This is a genomic window from Acinetobacter populi (assembly GCF_002174125.1).
GTDB lineage: Bacteria > Pseudomonadota > Gammaproteobacteria > Pseudomonadales > Moraxellaceae > Acinetobacter > Acinetobacter populi.
Map to the genome: position 1 here is coordinate 492,882 of NZ_NEXX01000001.1, position 18,912 is coordinate 511,793.

Consider the following 18,912-nt stretch of genomic DNA (forward strand, 5'->3'; position numbering starts at 1 on the left):
GCTAAGTCATATTTAAGCACAAAAAATCTAATAATCTTATATTTTAAAATTTCCCAACCTTATAAACGCTTACCACGAAAACAAATTGCCGTTGCCTGCCCCACTTTCAAACAAAAAAAGAAGTTTCCATTTAAAATACCGGTTCAGCCTCGATTTCCAGACTTTTTTGTTCAATGACCTGTGTTAATTGTTTTAACATCACCGCAATCTTATCGATATTCATAAATTCAAAACGATTGCTTGATGCCACAATGGTTAAGGCCAGCGGTGCTTCTTTATGTGAATATCTTAAAGGAACAGATAGACTGGATACATTCGGACTTAACTCACCATTGGATACATAATAACCCTGTTTCTTTACCTGACGCATGAGCTGGATAAACTCCTGCTCGTCCTTGGCAAAACCACTGTGTTGTAAGTCTTCAGCTAAAAAATGATAATACTCAATCTGCTGTTTTTTCGATAAATATGCCAAAATAATCTTGGCCGATGAGCCCGCCGTTAATGGTCTGGGGCAGCCCCGTCCATACATCAAATGTTCATTATGGATAAAGGACTCATGATGTACATCAATACAATGCTGTCCATCTAATGCTGTAAGCAAGCACAACATTTCTGTGCGTTGTACCACTTCTTGCATCATCGGAATACACATTTTAATCAAGGGATCTGTCGTACGGGAAATATAATCCAGTACAGCAACTTTTGAACCGAGTACATAATCCCCAACATTACCGGTGGCTTTTTTGAGTAGTCCGGCATCTACCAGTTCTTTTAAATAACGATAGCCCATCGGTTTGGATACACCCAATTCCAGGCAGATCATATCGACATTAATGACGGATTGCCGAATCGAAAATAAATCAAGAATCGTTAAAATTTTTGAAAAACTGGATGTACTCATTTTTTATCTTCCCGGTTAAAGGGGCCTGCTTAAACGCTTAACTTTGTTAAAGAATAGCATAGCAATGAGAGAAATTATTATCACAATCTAAAATCCATCAAATTTTTATGCATTTTTATCATATAAAGATATTTATATTGACAAATACCTTTGTTCAACACAAAATATGCAGCATATTATCTCAAACATTAAATTATAGGGCCTTATTTTCCTTTTTAAGGACAAATAACCGCAAAGACAACATTATGCTTCTGACTAAACAATTGCTGACTTTTCGTCCCAGCAAAGCAGATCTTATTTTTGCCTGCAAAACATTTATTGCAGCCATGTTGTCGCTCTATATTGCATTTTCGCTGGATTTAGCCTACCCAATGTGGGCAATTGGCACAGTACTTATTATTGCCAGCCCCTATTCCGGCATGGTCTCCTCAAAATGTTTATATCGTTTGTTAGGAACAGTCATCGGCGCCGGATTGGCTTTACTTTTTACGCCATTTCTGATTAATACACCTTGGCTATTTACGGCTGTCCTCGCCTTATGGACCGGTTTTTGTCTTTATATCTCCATGCTAGATCGTACACCACGCAGCTATTTATTTATGTTGGCGGGTTATACCTCGGTCATGGTGGTATGTAATGCAATCAATAGTATCGAAACCACCAGTATTTGGGACATCGCTCTGGGACGTGTGCTGGAAATTTCGATTGCGGTGATCTGTAGTGCTGTGGTTTCTGCCACAATCTTTCCTGTGCATTTGGGCACAATACTTCAGCAACGTGTAGAAAAAGCCCTGAATGACACCCGCGATGTATTCGATCAAATTTTTCAGCAGCCGCACGCATCTAATTACACCGAGCTACTTTCAGCCATTAATCGTGACAGCAATGATATTCACGGACTGGCCGTGCATTTGTCCTATGAAAAAGGTGATTTAAAAGGCATGACCAAGCCTTTACAAGAAATGTTGCATCAATTTTCTCTGGTGTTGTTAAATCTGGTTGCAATCTCTCAACGCTTAAATCAATTGGATCAACTTGAGCCTGATTTGCGACAAGCTTTATTACCGTTGCATGATCAAACCGTCGGTTTTTTGCAACAAACACCAGATTTAAATCTACATCGAACCGACTTGTTGCCACATGATTTTGATGCACAATTTAGCCAAATTATAAATCAAGCCTCGTCAACATCTGCCAAAGTGGTATTGGAAAGCTTGAAAATGGATATGCGTCACTTTATCCAGAATGTATATACGGTAAAGTGTATCTGGTATTTGATTCAGCACGGCGAAAAAAAACTGCCGGAATTTATTACCCCGCTAACCACAAAATACCCCAGCCTGCATCGTGACACGGGCATGGCAGAACGTGGTGCACTGGCAGCAATGCTGGCAATTTTCACCTCATTTGGCTTATGGATTTATTCAGGCTGGCAAGCAGGTTATATGATGGCACAGCTTGCCGCAGTATCTGCTTGTATTCTGACTGCCATGGATAATCCTGTACCGGCATTGAAGCTGTTTGTTCGTGCCAGTATTTATGCCTCAATCATGGTATTGATTTATGTTTTTGTGATTTTCCCTGAAGTCAAAGCATTCTGGCAATTAGCTGTAGTGTTGGCCCCTGCCATCATCTATTCTGTCTGCCTGTATCCACATCCGCCATTAAGTGGTTTGGGCATCCCCTTTACTATCAATCTGATTATGGCGCTCAACCTACAGAACCATTATCAGATGAGTGCCATTCCCCTGATTGACGCTTCTCTGGCAGGTATTGCAGGTCCTGTTATTGCAATCTTAGCATTGTACTTTATCCGCTCAATTTCTCCGGACACCAGTGCCAAACGTTTATTGTCTGCTCATTTTCAGGCAATGCGCGAAACGATTTATTTACCTTTTGGGACAGCCTTTAAGATTCATTTACGCGGTATGTTAGATCGGATTGGTATCCTCAATAGCAAAATTGTCGAGTCTACAGACCTGAAAAAAGCCATGAATGATGCGCTGATTGAAACCAGCACCAGTATTGATCTGGCACGGCTGGATGAACTGGCAAAACATCAAAATATGCCATTGGCTGTGACGCAACAGATTAGACAATTACAGTCATTGTTTGATCAGGAATTTCAACAGCAGGAAAAAAATATTGAGGTTCAATTTGATGAATCTCCATTGATTTTAAATTGTCTAACCACCTTGCAAGATTTATCCAGCCAGATTAATGACCAAATGCTACAACAGCGTTTATGGATCAGTTTAAACAATATCCGCTACAGTTTTTGTCATTCTGCCCCCGTAATTCCGACACCAAATTCAATGGCAATGGGTAATGGCATATGAGTGAAATTAATCTTTATGGTGTGTATGTTCCTGTTCTTTTATTACAGGCTGCTGTTGCCTATCTGGTTTTTTCTTTCTCCAATCGTTGGGTAGACCGATTAAACCATCAGGGCTGGATTTTATATCCCAATATTTTTTATTTGTGCTGGTATTTCGTGTGCTTATGCGCAATACATTATCTTTATCTGTTGTGTTTTGCTGTGTAATCGCCCGCAAAATAGATTAAATTAGGCTTGGAAATGAGAGAGAAAACAACTTTAGACCTGAAAAAAATGTTACGCCCCATCATTTTGGGTATTGTTATGCTCATTGCGTTATTCACCATTATTCATTTATGGCGTTATTACAATAATGAACCTTGGACACGTGATGGTCGGGTTCGTGCAGATGTGATTAACGTTGCCTCCGATATTTCCGGATTGGTTACCGAAGTTTTGGTACAGGACAACCAGACAGTAAAACAAGGTCAAGTGCTGTTTAAAATTGATATTGCCCGTCAACAACTCGCTGTGCAGCAAGCCCAGTCAGACCTTGCCAAAGCCAAAGCCGCACTGGCACAAGCCGAAGCCAATGTCGCCGTTGCCAATGCCAATATCGTCAAAACTCAAGCCAACATTCAACTTGCTGACAAAAATGCAAATCGTTATGCCAGTTTAATGAATGGTGCAATTTCCAAACAGGAACAGGATCAGATTTTTGCCACACGCGATCAGTCTCATGCCGAATATACTCAAATGCAAGCGGCACTCAAACAGGCTCAAGCCACGGTAAAACAGCAACAAGCATTGGTGGTGGTTGCCGAAAATAATTTAGATTTGGCCAAACTAAATATGAACCGATCCAAAGTCGTCGCACCTGCCGATGGTACGTTATCCAACTTCTCACTACGAGTCGGCAATTATGTACAAACCGGACAAGCCATTGCTGCCTTGGTTGACCGTCAGCAAATGTATGTCGTGGGTTATTTTGAAGAAACCAAACTGAATAAAATTCATATTGGAGATACCGCCAGTGTGCAATTGATGGGTGATAGCGAACAGCTCAAAGGCCATGTACAAGGCATTGCTTCCGGCATTGAAGATCGTGAACGCACAACCAGTTCTGGTTTACTGGCCAATGTCAACCCGACTTTTACTTGGGTACGTCTGGCTCAGCGAGTTCCGGTCAAAATTGTTCTGGATCAGGTACCTAGCAATTCCCTCGCCTTCGTTGCTGGTCGGACAGCAACCGTTAAAATTCTGGAAAAATAAACAACAATAATAAAATTCAACCGCTTTCTAAGTTTCCCTCTGCGCCTAATCAGATTTGCAACGTCTGGCTAGGCGTTTTTTTTGCGTCGAGCTATGTCGTGATAGAGATGCAAAAATATAAAATCCATGACATGATCTCTTTCTATAAAGAAATAAATAGAGTATAGAATATATGCCGAATCAAATGGATTGGGTCAATTTACTGGCAGCATCCCGTTTGGGAAGTAAAAAAAGCTCCAGAGAACAAGCACGTAGCCCCTTTCACAAAGACTATGACCGAATTATTTTTTCACAAAGTTTCAGGCAACTCAATCGTAAAACGCAGGTCCACCCCTTAACCCAGCATGACGGGATTCATACTCGGTTGACACATTCACTTGAAGTTTCCTGTATTGGTCGCTCACTTGGCATGCTGGCAGCAGAAAAAATAGAAAAATACTTACCAGCATGGATTAGCCCTGCCGATGTCGGGGCGATTATTCAAGCCGCATGTCTGGCGCATGATATTGGTAATCCGCCCTTTGGTCATGCCGGTGAATATGCTATTCGCGACTGGTTCGATCAGACCTATCATGCCAAACCCTACTTGTTTAGCGAAGAACAATGGGCCGATTTACGTCAGTTTGAAGGCAATGCACAGGGTTTACGGGTATTAACCCGTCTGGACTACCATCCCAATGATGGTGGTATGCGTTTAACCTATGCAACCTTAGGCGCTTATCTAAAATATCCTTGGTTAAGTCAAATTATTGATGATACCCAACATCAGCCCAATTATCTGCGTCCAAAATTTGGATGTTACCGTAGTGAAAAAGCCCTATTACAATTGATTGCCGAACAACTGGGTCTGATTCAACTGGGAGACTATCATTATTGTCGCCATCCATTGACTTATCTACTCGAAGCAGCCGATGACATCTGTTATGCCCTAATCGATCTTGAAGATGGCATTGTGCTGAATATGCTGTCCTATGAAGAAGTTGAGCCGATTTTTATCGACCTGATTGCCGACTATGGCTTGCCAGAAGAACTTGCACAAAACACCTCATGGCAACAAAAAATTGCCGCATTGCGTGGACGTGCCATGAAGCGGCTGGTCGATGAAGTGACCAGTGCCTTTGCCCATCATCATGATGAACTGCTATCTGGCAACTTGCCACATGGACTATTACATTATTGCAGTGCCGATATTTCACAAGGCATTCACCGTGCCAAAAATCTGGCACGAGAGAAAATCTTCAACCATCGCAGCAAAGCAGATTTAGAGCTATTGGCACATGCCAGTTTGCAGCATTTACTTAATGCCTTTATTCCACTTACCGATCCGAACCGTCGGGTGAGCTTTAAGGAGCAGCGCTTGATGGTGATATTAACCAGTTTGGGCATTACCCTATCTGACGACTACTATCAAAACGTGTTGCAGGTTCTGGATATGATCAGCAAATTTTCCGACCATCAAGCCTATGCGATTTCACAGGAATTACAGGGCAATAAAATTGGTTTGTTATAACTAATAATATTTTAGTTAATATCAGAATTTGCCAAGGACCGATCATTCTATATGCCTCAAGCCCATAAAACACTTGAACAGCAATTAATCACAATCATTCATGATTCTGTCTGGTTTATGCAAGCATTATCAGCTGCACAAGACATGAATTTTTCATCATGGTGTATTGGGGCAGGCGCAGTGCGTAATTTAGTCTGGGATCATTTACATGGTTATCAACATTCTTCGTATTTACATGATATTGATTTGGCTTATTTCGATCCAGATGAAAATATTGGTATGGAAAATAAACATCAAGCCATATTATCGCAAAAATCACCAGCTTTTCCGTGGGAAGTAACCAATCAAGCCTATGTCCATTATTGGTATAAACAGTATTTTGGTTATACTGTCCCTGCTTTGACCTCCCTAGAATCAGCAATTGCAACATGGCCAGAATATGCAACCTCGGTAGGTATTACATTGACGCCCAAGAATGATATTCAAATTATTGCACCTTATGGTCTCAATGATCTATTTGCAATGCATGTTCGACGAAATCCAGAACGTGTCGATATTGCCACTTATCGCCAACGAATTTTATCTAAACGTTATCAGGAACGCTGGCCTCAAGTGACAATATTCCCAGAATCATCTATATTTGCAAACCACAGCTCTACGCTCAATCCTATGAGAAATTGAAATCTCCATTCATCTTAAAGTAAAAGTATTATGATCGGTTCACTGACAGGCGAAGTTATTTATTTAGAAGCCCCTACTGTAATTTTAAATGTAGGTGGCGTCGGCTATGAAGTGGATACGCCACTTTCAACCTTTTGCCAACTTAAAAAAGGCGAAAATACCACGTTATGGACGCATTTTGTGGTACGTGAAGATGCCCAGCAACTCTATGGTTTTTTAGATGCACAGGATAAAATCATCTTTCGTACCCTGCTCAAAGTCAATGGTATCGGTGCCAGAATGGCCTTAGGTATTTTATCCAGCCTAAGTGTAGAAATGCTGATTCACACCATTGAACACGAAGATGTCAATACACTGATCAAAGTTCCCGGAATTGGCAAGAAAACTGCCGAACGCTTGATCATCGAATTAAGAGATCGTTTTAAAGCACTGAGTAAAACGTCCAGCGCAACAACGTCACCTGATCTAGAACGTTTACAGTTTTTACCCGATTCTCCTGTGGCTGAGGCAGAAGCAGCACTGGTGTCTTTGGGCTATAAACCAATTGAAGCACAAAAAGCAGTGGCTGCTGTGAAAAATAGCGATCTTAAAAACAGTCAGGACAGTGCAGAATTAATTCGTGCTGCATTAAAATCGATGATGAAATAAACAGGATGCGATAAATCACCATGCAAGATCGACTGATTAGTGGCACAGAAAAACCCGAAGACCAATTTGATCGTGCCATTCGCCCCACTTCACTTGCCGATTATGTTGGGCAACCTGTCGTGCGTGAACAAATGGAAATTTTTATTGGCGCAGCGCGTGGTCGTGGTGAAGCCCTAGATCATACTCTGATTTTTGGCCCACCGGGTTTGGGTAAAACCACACTGGCCAATATTATTGCCCGTGAAATGGGCAGTAATCTGAAATCAACCTCTGGTCCTGTGCTGGAACGTGCCGGTGATCTAGCAGCTATGCTGACCAACCTTGAAGAAGGTGATGTTTTATTTATCGACGAAATTCATCGTCTTTCCCCAGTGATTGAAGAAATTCTCTACCCTGCCATGGAAGATTATCAACTGGACATCATGATCGGTGAAGGTCCGGCTGCCAGATCAATCAAACTGGATTTACCGCCTTTTACCTTAGTTGCAGCAACCACTCGTGCTGGTCTACTGACCTCACCTTTACGTGATCGTTTTGGTATTGTACAACGACTGGAATTCTATTCGGTTGAAGATTTAACCAGTATTGTAGGTCGTTCTGCCCGTCTTATGGATGTGCCAATTACCGAAAATGGTGCCATGGAAATTGCCCGACGTTCCCGCGGTACACCACGTATCACCAATCGCTTATTACGTCGAGTACGTGATTATGCACAGGTGAAAGGCACAGGTGAAGTGACACAGGGCATGGCGCAACGCGCGCTAGATATGCTCAATGTCGATAAAGATGGTCTGGACACGTTGGATCGTCGCTATTTATCCATGTTACTGGAACGTTTTGATGGTGGTCCGGCAGGCGTCGAATCCTTGGCAGCGGCTATGGCAGAAGACAGCGGAACGCTAGAAGATGTGATCGAACCTTATCTGATTCAGCAAGGATATGTGATGCGTACCGCACGAGGCCGCATTGCCACCAATATGGCCTATCTGCAATTTGGTATGGAACCGCCTGAGCGCTGATCACTGCGTAAAGAGATAATGTTTGCCTAAAAAAACCACTGGCATATATATGCATCGCTCAACTTGTCACTCTATCTATCGTTTAGATGAGGACAATGTTTGTTGAAACTGAATCGTTTGCCCTGCCGCAAGTTGAACGGTTTCACCAATCTGCCCACATTCCAGACACACAAATTTTTGCCAAGCGTCCTCGGCAACATCACCGAGTCGTTGTGTTTTTTCAATCCATGGATTCCATAACACCACACTTGGGCAACTTGGGCTATCAATTGAAATCACCCTGTTCTGATCAAAAATTTGATAATGACCACCAGCTTTGGGATAAATACGATCGGTTTCCTGTTGAATGCTTGTATTTGCTTGTTCCTGTAACAGTGCTGTATCACCACGCAACTGATCAATAAAAGGGGTCTGGCTTAAACCGTCAATAACAATCGCGTGAATATCTGCAATGGCGAAATAGCTATGCCATGCAAAATTAAATGCAAAAGCCTGCTGATCAAGATTGCTTAGCTGCATAACTAAGGTCAACTCTTCTCCGCAGGTTAAACACATCTGTAGCCGAAATGCATAATCCCAATATCGTCTGGTCTGTTCATTTGCCGTAAGTTCTAGAATAATCTGATGACCCAGTACTTCATCAAACGTCACGGAAACCAACTCCCAATTCAGATTACGGGCGAATCCATGCGATGGGTAATCTGCATATTCTGCATGTTTTCCAAACCAGGGGAAACACAGCGGAATACCGCCCCGTATTGCCTTACCGGGTACAAAACTATTTTGTTCGGATAACCATAACAGTGCTGAATCCGCATTTTTATAGGCTTGATAGTGTAGAATTTGCCCACCTTGTAAACAAATCTGTGCATGACAAAATACATTTTGAATTTCAATAATATCTAGGTCTGTTTCTTCCCCTTTTGTATTCAATAGTTTTTTAAATTGAACATTGGTATTATGATTAATCATTTTATTCATCAAACCTGTATATAAAAATTTCTCTAAAACTAACGTCGATTCTGGATAAAAGCATTTGTTTTGTATAAATAAAATCAATTTCAATGAAAGAATCACGACGGAGTCTTACAAGATTAAGCATATTTTAGGATAAACCTTCGGTTCGACCTACTTTTCTTTCGGGAAAAGTAGGCAAAACCATTTGTCCGCTGCAAACTCGGTCAAATATCGCTAAAAAACAAATTAATTCAAAAACATTATCTTGCAAATAATTTGCTGACCTCGAACAAGCAGCGGACGCTGCTACGAAATTGATTTCTTCTACTCATCTTATCCCGAATTCACGTTAAAATTACATCTATGGATATATGACATTCTAAATTAAAAAATGCAGATCTTCTCGGACCTAATACGTTATCTTCTTTCCTAACAACATACATGACGCTTTGAACACTTGTGCCATTTGAGACAGCTTGCAATATGCTAAACTGCGATGACATAAATCTCCAGTTTTGAAGCATACAATTTTATGGATGCTTTATTTGGTTGTGCGTTATTTAGCAATCATCATCTTCAGGTCTCATGGCTAGCATTTGAGTAAGAATGGACAAAATCATGGCAAATCAATTTACATTCCCCATCCGTGTTTATATTGAAGATACCGATGCAGGTGGGATCGTCTATCATGCCAATCACATTAAATATATGGAACGAACTCGTACCGAATGGCTTCGGGCATCAGGCTTTGAGCATTATTGGCATCAAACCGACTATAATTTTGTGGTACATGAAATTTCGGTAAAATACCATAGACCAATTTTAATGGATGATTTAGTTACTGTTACAGCACGTGTAGTTTCTTGCAAATCTGCATCTTTTTCCTTGATACAGGAAATATATCGTGGTGAAATACTGCTGGCTTCTGGTGAAGTTACGATTGCATGTCTATCTACCGATATGCGACCAAAAAAACTACCAGAAAAACTAAGAGCGATGATTCTTGAAGCCATCCAAGAAAACTAAAACGATGCGGTCACTTTCACTATGCCAACAGCAACAACCGAACAGTCTTTAAACGTCATTGATCTCATCTTACACGCTGGTGTCGTGGTACAGCTTGTGATGTTACTTTTACTATTGGCCTCCATCTTGAGCTGGTATCTAATTGCCAAACTGAGCATTGGTTTTAAACAGGCTAATAAAAAAGATCAGCAATTTGATAAAATTTTCTGGTCTGGGGCAGAATTGCCGACGTTATTTAAAAATGCGCAAACCAAACACAATCGTGATGGTCTGGAAAATATCTTTCATGACGGCTATAGCGAATTTGTAAAATTAAAAAAACGACATGCCAATCTGGAACAAAGCCTTGAAGGGACAGAACGTATATTACGAGTGAGTTTATCCCGTGAACAATCTGGTCTTGAAGCTGGTCTAAGCACACTGGCGAGTATTGGTTCCGTTGCACCCTATGTCGGTTTATTCGGTACAGTGTGGGGCATCATGACCGCATTTATCGGCTTATCAACTGCCGAACAAGTTACCCTTGCCACGGTTGCGCCCGGTATTGCCGAAGCATTGATTGCCACAGCAATTGGTTTATTCGCAGCAATTCCTGCGGTACTTGCCTTCAACCATTTCACTGCAAAAAGTGAAGCCTTGTATGAAGAACGTGCCCTGTTTGCCGAAGAAATGACTGCACGTCTGCAACGCCAGGCTCTAGCACCTGATCTTGAAGACTAACGGGAAGACTCATTATGGCACGTCGCAATGGCAGTTTTACCCGCATCAAGAAACCGCTGAAAAGTGATATGAATGTCGTTCCGTATATTGATGTCATGCTGGTATTGCTGGTGATTTTTATGGTTACTGCACCGATGATTACCAGCAGCGTCAATGTCGATTTACCCAAAGTCCACAGTCAGGACCAAGGTAGTGATGCCAGTGCTGCAATCTATGTGGTTTCAATTGACAAAGAAGGACAATTTTCCTTACAAGATCAGGAAAATACAGCCACAAACCTATCTCTAGATGAGATTCAGGAAAAACTTGTGGACGCTTTTGCACAGGATCCTGAAATCAAAGTCATGATTCAAGGTGATCAGGCTGTATCCTATGGTCAAGTCATGCAACTCATGTCAAACTTGCAACAAGCCGGCTTAAAACAAGTAGGCTTAGTGACACAACCTTTAAAATAAGTACATCATTTATGCGCCATCAACAACCGAAGTTTCAACAAAAACCGCTTGCGATTGCATTTACCCTGGGTATTCATGCAGTGGTATTGGTTGGCTTGGCTTTTTTTGCTGATGCGCCTTTGCCTAAACCCGAACCTCTTAAAACTGTGCTGATCACACCGGAACAACTTCAAGCATTACAACAAAATACACCGCTTCAAGAACAAACCGAGGCACCTACAGAAAAACAGAGCGCAATTACCGAAGCACCCGAAATTGCTCAAACACCAGATGAAATTAATCCTGTTGCAGAAACCACCACACCCGTTCAGCCTGATGATCAGGCAATCAAACAACAAGCTGCTGCACAAAAATTAGAACAACAGCGCTTAGCACAAGCTACTGAAAAAGCTAAAGCAGATGCTGCTAAAGCCAAAGCGGAAGCCGCTGAAAAGGCTAAAGCAGATGCCGCTGAAAAAGCCAAAGCAGATGCCGCTGAAAAAGCCAAAGCAGAGGCTGATGCGAAAGCCAAAGCTGACGCCGCGGCTAAAGCTAAAGCTGACGCCGCCGCTAAGGCTAAAGCAGATGCCGCTGCGAAAGCCAAAGCAGATGCCGCGGCTAAAGCTAAAGCAGATGCCGCTGCGAAAGCCAAAGCAGATGCCGCTGCGAAAGCCAAAGCAGATGCCGCGGCTAAAGCTAAAGCAGATGCCGCTGCGAAAGCCAAAGCAGATGCCGCGGCTAAAGCCAAAGCTGATGCTGCTGAAAAAGCTAAAGCGGATGCCGCGGCTAAAGCTAAAGCGGATGCTGCTGAAAAAGCTAAAGCGGATGCCGCTGAAAAAGCCAAAGCGGATGCCGCGGCTAAAGCCAAAGCGGATGCCGCGGCTAAAGCTAAAGCAGATGCCGCTGCGAAAGCCAAAGCAGATGCCGCTGCGAAAGCCAAAGCTGATGCTGCTGAAAAAGCTAAAGCGGATGCCGCTGCTAAAGCTAAAGCGGATGCTGCTAAAGCTAAAGCGGATGCCGCTGCAAAAGCCAAAGCGGATGCCGCTGCTAAAGCTAAAGCGGAAGCTGCCGAAAAGGCTAAAGCAGATGCCGCTGCAAAAGCTGAACGTGAAGCCAAAGAAGCTGCGGCCAACAAAAGCGCCGAAGCGAAAAAAATTGCATCAAGTGCCAAAAAGGATTTTGAAAATAAAATTTATCGTGCATGGGATGTGCCTGCGGGTACAACAGGAACAAAAGCAACAGCTAGAGTGACTTTGACAGACAGTGGATCTGTTGCTTCTGTTATCGTGACCTCCAGTGATGCAAATGTAAAAGCGTCCGTAGAAGCAGCCATTCGCTCGGCAGCACCCTATCCATTACCACAAGATCCTGAAGCACGACGACAGGCTCGCAGCTTTACCTCCACATTTACTGCAAAATAAAAGAAATTGCTGGATCAATAAAACAACACCACTGCTCTTTTCCTTATTCTTGGCGCTTCAAGAATAACTACTGTTAATATTTTTATTAAAATTCAGTATTGTTTTAAATTAGATTTCTGCCATGATAGCAGAACGTGTACTCATATTTTTAGATGTAATATAGTTTTTACATAGTTGACATAGAATTTATGCAAAAGCTTTGTTAAAACACATGGATATTTCTTAAACCATTTTTAGAATCGCCAAAATGACTGCTTTAAAATTGAAATATTTAGGTTTAGCTGTCCTCGTCGCATGTAGCCCTGTCTGCATAAAGACCAGTTTTGCGCAACTTCATCTGGAAATTGCCAAAGCACCTGACCAGGCACCGCAAATTGCCGTTGTCCCTTTTGCCAACGATCAAACCATCTTTCCAATTGTATCAAGTGATTTAAACCGTTCAGGACGTTTTACCAGCACCTCAAATAATTTACCTGATCAGCCGACTGCACCAAATCAAATGAATGTCGGCATCTGGAAAAATGCGGGTATCCCCTATGTGGTCATGGGTCAGGTCAAGCAACTTGATGCCAATACCTATCAGGTTCAATATCAGCTTTTTGATACCGACAAACAACAATGGTTGTTGAACGAAATGCTGACTGTGCCTAGTGGTCGCTTACGTCAGGCAGCACATTTAATTAGTGACACCATTTATCAGGCATTAACTGGTATCCCTGGTGACTTTAGTGGTCGTATTGCGTATGTCCTACGTAATCCTGCTACCCCGGATCAGCGTTATACCCTACAAATTGCCGATACCGATGGCGAACAACCGCGTAGTATTTTATCCTCGCCAGATCCAATTCTGTCGCCAACATGGACACCTGATGGTAAAAAGATTGCCTATGTTTCTTTTGAAACCAAACGTCCTGCCATCTATTTACAGGATTTATCTACCGGCCAGCGCCAACTTTTAACCAGCTTTAAAGGTCTAAATGGTGCACCAAGTTTTTCTCCGGATGGGCAAAATATGTTGTTTACGGCCTCTATGGATGGCAATCCGGAAATCTACCAGATGAATTTGGTCAGCAAACAGGTTTCACGTTTGACCCGAGATTCTGCAATCGACACCGAAGCCCGTTATGCACCTGATGGTAAATCATTTATTTTTACCTCTGACCGTGGCGGTTCGGCACAAATTTATCGTTATACCTTTGCTGATGGTTCGGTCAAACGCGTCACCTTTAAAGGCGGTTTTAACGCGCGGGGAACAATTAGTGCAAATGGCAGCAAAATTGCATTAGTTCATCGTCCAAGCGGTAGCAATTATAAAATTGCCTTAATGGACTTAAATTCCGGGGTATTTAATATATTGACACCGACTTCACTGGATGAATCACCAAGTTTTTCACCTAATGGACAAATGGTGGTCTATGCAACACGTGAGGGTAATCGCGGCTTATTATCGATTATGTCCACCGATGGTCGTTTCCGTATGAATCTACCAAGTGAACAAGGCGAAGTTCGTGAACCGACTTGGGCACCTAAATAACAAACTAACCCACATCCGCAAGGAGAAAGCTATGCAAATGAATTATAAATTATTACTTTTACCCATGATTGTTGGTAGTCTGGCAATGACAGGTTGTGCAAACCGTAAACCAGCAACAACGGACACAACTAGTACTGTGCCAAGTGGTTCAGCTAGTGGTACAGGTGTAAGTACCTCTACTATTGATCCATATGCAGATATTGATCAACGTGGTGGTTCTTCTCTTGGGGTCACCGATGCCAATCGTCCATTTTTGGCAAAACGCGTGGTTCATTTTGATTATGATAGTAGTGATCTTTCACAAAATGATTATCAAACACTTCAAGCACATGCACAGTACTTGAATGCAAATGCCAACTCTAAAGTGGCATTGATTGGTCATACCGATGAACGTGGTACGCGTGAATACAATATGGCACTCGGTGAGCGACGTGCGAAATCTGTTGCAGCATTCCTTGTTTCAAATGGTGTTCGTGATACACAACTTGAAACTGTCAGTTATGGTAAGGAACAACCTGTGAATGATGGTCATGATGAAGCAGCTTGGCGTGAGAATCGTCGTGTTGTGATTAGCTATGAAGCCGTTCCACCTTTACTTTCTGTACCTAACAATCGCTAATTTGTGAAAGGGTGCTTGTTTAACATTCCAATGTTATAGAATGCTTGACAAGCCATCTTCCAGACTAAGACATAAATTAAAAAAGTAGCTGAATACAGCTACTTTTCATTTTGTGTTACAAGATTTTCGTCTTGATCAGTACCATGAGGTAACATGGATTCGATCATATCGTGTTTGTTAAACTTCTTATACTCAGGTTTTGCCTCATAGCCTTGCCATGCTTGCTTCACCGAGTCTTGTTGAATATCCGTTACTGTAGTGCTTTCGGCATCAGTGGGAACTTGATCAAATTTTACGGTCGTCATAGCATTCTCCCTGAATTTATCACGTATTTCAAATTAGCATGTTTCTACAAAAGTGCAAACCATTCCGCTGCACTTCATCACTTAAATTGTGTCGAAAAGTTGTCAATAAATGCTACAAATCTTTTGTGCTATATTAGGTTTCCAGTCACTTTGTGCAATACTATACACTTTAGAAATTTCGGAGTTTTTTAATGTCAAATGTTTCCCTTTCACAATTCCTCGAACAACAATCTACACATTTGACCAAAAATCTATCACAAGTCATAATAACCATTGCAACCACATGTCAGGCAATCGATGCAGCATTACAAAAAGGTGCACTTGCAGGCATACTGGGTAGTGCAGAACATGAAAATGTACAAGGTGAAACACAAAAAAAACTGGATGTCATTTCCAATGATATGCTGGTAGAAGCATTACAAAATGATCCAGCAGTGGCAGCCCTGGCTTCAGAAGAACTGGATGACTTAACACCGGCAAATGCATCTGGCCAATATCTGGTTTTGTTTGATCCACTCGATGGTTCAAGTAATATCGACATCAATATGTGTGTTGGTACCATTTTTTCTATTTTGGCAACAGAGGCCAATCCTGTCACAACTGAAGATTTTTTCCAGAATGGCCGCAAACAGGTGGCTGCCGGATATGTACTGTACGGTCCTTCCACCATGTTGGTACTGACAACAGGTCAAGGCGTTAATATGTTTACCTTTGATCCTGAAAGCAAAGAATTTGTATTGACCAACGAGAATGTTCTGATTCCACAAGAGACTCAAGAGTTTGCCATTAATGCCTCTAATCAACGTCACTGGGAACAACCTGTTCAACAATATATCTCGGAGTTGCAAGCTGGAAAAACCGGTGTGCGTGTCAAGGACTTTAATATGCGCTGGGTCGCGTGTATGGTCGGTGATGTGCATCGCATCCTGACACGTGGCGGTATTTTCCTTTACCCATATGATTTAAAAGACCCTAAAAAAGCTGGACGTTTACGTTTGATGTATGAGGCCAATCCAATGAGTTTTCTGGTCGAACAAGCTGGTGGTAAATCTTCGACTGGTCGTCAAGATATCATGGATGTACAACCCAACAATTTACACCAGCGTATTCCTGTTATTTTAGGTTCCAAGGAAGAAGTTGAACGTGTTGTAAGTTATCATCAAATTTAATTTTTATTGATTCGGGCTGGGGCATGTTGAAAATTGATCATATGATAAATTGCAAAGATCAAATCTTAACATGCCCTACATTTAGCCTAATATTGCTTGAGCCACCATATGCCACAATTTATCCAATCGAAAGACAATCCAAAACTGAAACACTTACGTGGATTAATTGAACAAGCCAGCTTTCGCAAAAAGCAACAACAAACCGTACTTGAAGGTGCACATATTCTGGAAAACTATCTCCAGACAGGTCAACAACCTTATTGCATGTTTACAACCGAACAAGGTTTTGAACATCCTGAAAATCAGGATGCACTGGCACTTTCTACCTGCCCGGTATTTATCATTACCGAACAATTGTACAAAAGTGTCAGCCCTTTGGTTCAAACCACACCACTCATGGCAATCATTCATTTGCCACAGACAGAACAACGCTGGTCTGGTACACAAGATACCTTGATTCTGGATCGGATTCAGGATCCGGGGAATGTCGGCACCTTACTTCGTTCTGCGGCTGCATCGGGAGTAAAACAAGTGTTGACCACAACGGGAACTGCAAGTATATGGTCTCCCCGGGTATTGCGTGCTGCAATGGGTGCACATTTTTCATTGGCATTATTTGAATCCATTGCATATGAAACCATTTTAGCTGATTTTAAAATCCCTGTTTATGCCACCAGCTCACATCGTCCTGTGAGCATCTATAGTCTCGACCTGACATCACCTTGTGTCTGGATTTTGGGTAATGAAGGTCAGGGCGTCGATGAAACCTTACTACAACAGGCAACTGCGGTTACTATCCCTCAGCCAGGTGGACAGGAATCATTAAATGTTGCAATTGCCGGCTCGATCTGCCTGTTTGAAATGACCAGACAACGCTTATAATTATTGCAACGTAACATTGAGATGTGTTTATGTTTGAAATAAACAATTTCGGTTAAAATAACATTAAACTACATAAATTATTCATTTTATTGTCAACCGATTTTTTCTTTAGAACGTTATATAGCGCATAGAGGAAAAATGGGTTGTCATATGACAGGACTTTCCATTTCAATGGATTTAATGCCCAAGACCAAAAATACTGCACAACATACCGATGTGCCAATGAGTCTTGAAAAACGCTTACAACTCTTTATGCAAGAGGTAAGTGGTCGTGCGCTCGTAATGATGGAAAATTCATGTCAGGGTCAGCAAGATGTTGCAATGGATCTGGTTCAGGAAGCCTTTATCGCATTACATCAAAATTACCCAGACAAACCCACAGATGAATGGTATCCCCTATTTTATACCATTTTAAACAACAAGTTACTGGATTGGCGTAGAAAAGAAGCACGTCGTTCACAACGATTTGGATGGTTGCGTCTCAACCCTTTATCTGATGAAGATGAAGAACTAGACATACCTGATCAAAATCAGGTTGAACCAAGTGATGCAATTGATCAGGAGCTAACCACCGATGAAATTCTGAATGCAGTACAGGCATTACCTGTGCGTCAGCAACAGGCATTCATGTTAAGGGCATGGGAAGGATTCGACACTGCAACAACAGCAAAAATCATGGATTGTAGCGAAGGTAGTGTAAAAACCCATTATCACCGAGCAATACAAAGTTTAAAAATGACATTAGCACATTTGAATTCAAATGATTGAGGGTCATCCGATGAGAAAAGATGATTTAAACGATAAAATTATAGATGCTTTGAATCAGAAAGCAGATAATTTAAACAAAAGACATGCTGTTATCAGTGGTGTGTTTGCGCGTATTGAAGAAAAACGCCACCAAAAATATAATCGCTGGGGTGTTGGCTTGGCTTTTGCCGCAGCAATTACTGGTCTATCTATTGTACCAAGTACATTGATGCCCAATCACGATGATCAACCTAAAATGGTGGTCAATACACCAAAACTCACGCCTCAACTTGCCGATGATCTGGAAATGCTACTGGTTCTAGGTGAGGATATTCCTCATGGAAGTTAAGCTTCACCGAACTGTTTTAATTCTGTCTTTACTTAGCTTTACTGCTTTCAGTTATGCAGGATTAGAACGTTTTTGGAAAGTATCCAAGGAAGATGATATCGAACAACAGTTTAATGAATGTGATCATCTGACCAAAGAACAGCAGCAGCAACTTATTAGCACGTACCAATCCATCCGTGATGAAGAGCAACAATTAAACTTAAAAAACCGCATGGACTGGTTCTGCCAATTAAGTAATGATGAACAACAACGTATGCGTATTGCCTGGCAAAATATGAGTACACAGGAACGCAATGCGATTAAAAAGAAATTACAAACCACGACAGATTTAGAAAAACGGGCGCAAATTCGCCGTGATATTTTATCAAAATATAGTCTCAATTAATTTTTTAACATAA

At 41.7% G+C, this 18,912-nt stretch carries 21 protein-coding genes; 18 read left to right on the plus strand and 3 right to left on the minus strand.

The genetic code is table 11. From position 1 onward, the window contains the following. Nucleotides 1-130 precede the first annotated feature (130 nt). Nucleotides 131-904, minus strand: a complete 774-nt coding sequence (locus CAP51_RS02190) for an IclR family transcriptional regulator (RefSeq protein WP_087619116.1) — start codon at nt 902-904, stop codon at nt 131-133. A gap of 245 nt (nt 905-1,149) precedes the next feature. On the opposite strand from CAP51_RS02190, the gene CAP51_RS02195 reads away from it, so the two are divergent. The 7 genes from CAP51_RS02195 to ruvB all read left to right on the plus strand — a co-directional run bounded on the left by CAP51_RS02195 (nt 1,150) and on the right by ruvB (nt 8,351). Then, on the plus strand, nt 1,150-3,243 hold the full coding sequence (locus CAP51_RS02195; RefSeq protein WP_087619117.1) for an FUSC family protein: 2,094 nt from the start codon (nt 1,150-1,152) through the stop codon (nt 3,241-3,243). Further along, nucleotides 3,240-3,449 (plus strand): DUF1656 domain-containing protein, encoded by a 210-nt coding sequence (locus tag CAP51_RS02200; RefSeq protein WP_087619118.1) that lies wholly within the window; start codon nt 3,240-3,242, stop codon nt 3,447-3,449. Before CAP51_RS02195 ends, CAP51_RS02200 begins: the two co-directional genes overlap by 4 nt. 33 nt (nt 3,450-3,482) lie before the next feature. Then, entirely contained in the window at nt 3,483-4,493 is a 1,011-nt protein-coding gene (locus CAP51_RS02205; protein WP_087619119.1) for an HlyD family secretion protein, read from the plus strand. 172 nt (nt 4,494-4,665) lie between these two features. Then, nucleotides 4,666-6,003: a deoxyguanosinetriphosphate triphosphohydrolase gene (locus tag CAP51_RS02210; protein WP_245809055.1), complete on the plus strand. Its 1,338-nt coding sequence runs from the start codon at nt 4,666-4,668 to the stop codon at nt 6,001-6,003. 51 nt (nt 6,004-6,054) lie between these two features. After that, nucleotides 6,055-6,684 carry a nucleotidyltransferase family protein gene (locus CAP51_RS02215; RefSeq protein ID WP_171294712.1) on the plus strand — a complete coding sequence of 210 codons (630 nt, stop codon included), beginning with the start codon at nt 6,055-6,057 and terminating at the stop codon, nt 6,682-6,684. A 30-nt stretch (nt 6,685-6,714) separates the two neighbouring features. Continuing rightward, entirely contained in the window at nt 6,715-7,332 is a 618-nt protein-coding gene (gene ruvA / locus CAP51_RS02220; protein WP_087619120.1) for a Holliday junction branch migration protein RuvA, read from the plus strand. 20 nt (nt 7,333-7,352) lie between these two features. Further along, on the plus strand, nt 7,353-8,351 hold the full coding sequence (gene ruvB, locus CAP51_RS02225; RefSeq protein ID WP_087619121.1) for a Holliday junction branch migration DNA helicase RuvB: 999 nt from the start codon (nt 7,353-7,355) through the stop codon (nt 8,349-8,351). A 75-nt stretch (nt 8,352-8,426) separates the two neighbouring features. On the opposite strand, the gene CAP51_RS02230 is transcribed toward ruvB, so the two are convergent. After that, complete coding sequence (locus CAP51_RS02230) at nt 8,427-9,323, minus strand: D-hexose-6-phosphate mutarotase (protein ID WP_087619122.1); 897 nt, start codon at nt 9,321-9,323, stop codon at nt 8,427-8,429. Between the two features lie 603 nt (nt 9,324-9,926). Here CAP51_RS02230 and ybgC point away from each other — a divergent pair. From ybgC to pal, 6 genes are all read left to right on the plus strand, one after another. Then, nucleotides 9,927-10,334 (plus strand): tol-pal system-associated acyl-CoA thioesterase, encoded by a 408-nt coding sequence (gene ybgC, locus CAP51_RS02235; protein WP_087619865.1) that lies wholly within the window; start codon nt 9,927-9,929, stop codon nt 10,332-10,334. Nucleotides 10,335-10,355: 21 nt separating this feature from the next. Then, the gene (tolQ, locus tag CAP51_RS02240) at nt 10,356-11,054 is read left to right on the plus strand and encodes a protein TolQ (RefSeq protein ID WP_087619123.1); all 699 of its coding nucleotides are present in this window, start codon (nt 10,356-10,358) and stop codon (nt 11,052-11,054) included. Between the two features lie 11 nt (nt 11,055-11,065). Further along, on the plus strand, nt 11,066-11,509 hold the full coding sequence (gene tolR, locus CAP51_RS02245) for a protein TolR (RefSeq protein ID WP_087619124.1): 444 nt from the start codon (nt 11,066-11,068) through the stop codon (nt 11,507-11,509). 11 nt (nt 11,510-11,520) lie between these two features. Continuing rightward, on the plus strand, nt 11,521-12,909 hold the full coding sequence (gene tolA / locus CAP51_RS02250) for a cell envelope integrity protein TolA (protein ID WP_087619125.1): 1,389 nt from the start codon (nt 11,521-11,523) through the stop codon (nt 12,907-12,909). A 247-nt stretch (nt 12,910-13,156) separates the two neighbouring features. After that, the gene (tolB, locus tag CAP51_RS02255; protein WP_087619126.1) at nt 13,157-14,443 is read left to right on the plus strand and encodes a Tol-Pal system beta propeller repeat protein TolB; all 1,287 of its coding nucleotides are present in this window, start codon (nt 13,157-13,159) and stop codon (nt 14,441-14,443) included. A gap of 37 nt (nt 14,444-14,480) precedes the next feature. Further along, complete coding sequence (pal, locus tag CAP51_RS02260; RefSeq protein WP_087619866.1) at nt 14,481-15,062, plus strand: peptidoglycan-associated lipoprotein Pal; 582 nt, start codon at nt 14,481-14,483, stop codon at nt 15,060-15,062. Nucleotides 15,063-15,160: 98 nt separating this feature from the next. On the opposite strand, the gene CAP51_RS02265 is transcribed toward pal, so the two are convergent. Next, on the minus strand, nt 15,161-15,367 hold the full coding sequence (locus tag CAP51_RS02265; RefSeq protein ID WP_087619127.1) for an NF038105 family protein: 207 nt from the start codon (nt 15,365-15,367) through the stop codon (nt 15,161-15,163). A 191-nt stretch (nt 15,368-15,558) separates the two neighbouring features. On the opposite strand from CAP51_RS02265, the gene CAP51_RS02270 reads away from it, so the two are divergent. The 5 genes from CAP51_RS02270 (at nt 15,559) to CAP51_RS02290 (ending at nt 18,899) form a co-directional block, all read left to right on the plus strand. After that, on the plus strand, nt 15,559-16,536 hold the full coding sequence (locus CAP51_RS02270; protein ID WP_087619128.1) for a class 1 fructose-bisphosphatase: 978 nt from the start codon (nt 15,559-15,561) through the stop codon (nt 16,534-16,536). A gap of 108 nt (nt 16,537-16,644) precedes the next feature. Continuing rightward, nucleotides 16,645-17,418 (plus strand): TrmH family RNA methyltransferase, encoded by a 774-nt coding sequence (locus tag CAP51_RS02275; protein ID WP_087619129.1) that lies wholly within the window; start codon nt 16,645-16,647, stop codon nt 17,416-17,418. Nucleotides 17,419-17,568: 150 nt separating this feature from the next. Continuing rightward, nucleotides 17,569-18,186: an RNA polymerase sigma factor gene (locus CAP51_RS02280; protein WP_087619867.1), complete on the plus strand. Its 618-nt coding sequence runs from the start codon at nt 17,569-17,571 to the stop codon at nt 18,184-18,186. A 10-nt stretch (nt 18,187-18,196) separates the two neighbouring features. Next, nucleotides 18,197-18,514: a hypothetical protein gene (locus CAP51_RS02285; protein WP_140404393.1), complete on the plus strand. Its 318-nt coding sequence runs from the start codon at nt 18,197-18,199 to the stop codon at nt 18,512-18,514. Next, complete coding sequence (locus CAP51_RS02290; RefSeq protein WP_087619131.1) at nt 18,504-18,899, plus strand: hypothetical protein; 396 nt, start codon at nt 18,504-18,506, stop codon at nt 18,897-18,899. Before CAP51_RS02285 ends, CAP51_RS02290 begins: the two co-directional genes overlap by 11 nt. Nucleotides 18,900-18,912 lie beyond the last annotated feature (13 nt).

Bases quoted from the DNA above. Each gene is read 5' to 3' on its own strand.
- CAP51_RS02200 (WP_087619118.1), top strand. From the start codon at position 3,240: ATGAGTGAAATTAATCTTTATGGTGTGTATGTTCCTGTTCTTTTATTA.
- CAP51_RS02205 (WP_087619119.1), top strand. From the start codon at position 3,483: ATGAGAGAGAAAACAACTTTAGACCTGAAAAAAATGTTACGCCCCATC.
- CAP51_RS02210 (WP_245809055.1), top strand. From the start codon at position 4,666: ATGCCGAATCAAATGGATTGGGTCAATTTACTGGCAGCATCCCGTTTG.
- tolA (WP_087619125.1), top strand. From the start codon at position 11,521: ATGCGCCATCAACAACCGAAGTTTCAACAAAAACCGCTTGCGATTGCA.
- CAP51_RS02195 (WP_087619117.1), top strand. From the start codon at position 1,150: ATGCTTCTGACTAAACAATTGCTGACTTTTCGTCCCAGCAAAGCAGAT.
- CAP51_RS02270 (WP_087619128.1), top strand. From the start codon at position 15,559: ATGTCAAATGTTTCCCTTTCACAATTCCTCGAACAACAATCTACACAT.
- tolQ (WP_087619123.1), top strand. From the start codon at position 10,356: ATGCCAACAGCAACAACCGAACAGTCTTTAAACGTCATTGATCTCATC.
- ybgC (WP_087619865.1), top strand. From the start codon at position 9,927: ATGGCAAATCAATTTACATTCCCCATCCGTGTTTATATTGAAGATACC.
- CAP51_RS02215 (WP_171294712.1), top strand. From the start codon at position 6,055: ATGCCTCAAGCCCATAAAACACTTGAACAGCAATTAATCACAATCATT.
- ruvA (WP_087619120.1), top strand. From the start codon at position 6,715: ATGATCGGTTCACTGACAGGCGAAGTTATTTATTTAGAAGCCCCTACT.
- CAP51_RS02285 (WP_140404393.1), top strand. From the start codon at position 18,197: ATGAGAAAAGATGATTTAAACGATAAAATTATAGATGCTTTGAATCAG.
- CAP51_RS02265 (WP_087619127.1), bottom strand. From the start codon at position 15,367: ATGACGACCGTAAAATTTGATCAAGTTCCCACTGATGCCGAAAGCACT.
- CAP51_RS02190 (WP_087619116.1), bottom strand. From the start codon at position 904: ATGAGTACATCCAGTTTTTCAAAAATTTTAACGATTCTTGATTTATTT.
- pal (WP_087619866.1), top strand. From the start codon at position 14,481: ATGAATTATAAATTATTACTTTTACCCATGATTGTTGGTAGTCTGGCA.
- CAP51_RS02275 (WP_087619129.1), top strand. From the start codon at position 16,645: ATGCCACAATTTATCCAATCGAAAGACAATCCAAAACTGAAACACTTA.
- ruvB (WP_087619121.1), top strand. From the start codon at position 7,353: ATGCAAGATCGACTGATTAGTGGCACAGAAAAACCCGAAGACCAATTT.
- tolB (WP_087619126.1), top strand. From the start codon at position 13,157: ATGACTGCTTTAAAATTGAAATATTTAGGTTTAGCTGTCCTCGTCGCA.
- CAP51_RS02280 (WP_087619867.1), top strand. From the start codon at position 17,569: ATGACAGGACTTTCCATTTCAATGGATTTAATGCCCAAGACCAAAAAT.
- CAP51_RS02230 (WP_087619122.1), bottom strand. From the start codon at position 9,323: ATGATTAATCATAATACCAATGTTCAATTTAAAAAACTATTGAATACA.
- CAP51_RS02290 (WP_087619131.1), top strand. From the start codon at position 18,504: ATGGAAGTTAAGCTTCACCGAACTGTTTTAATTCTGTCTTTACTTAGC.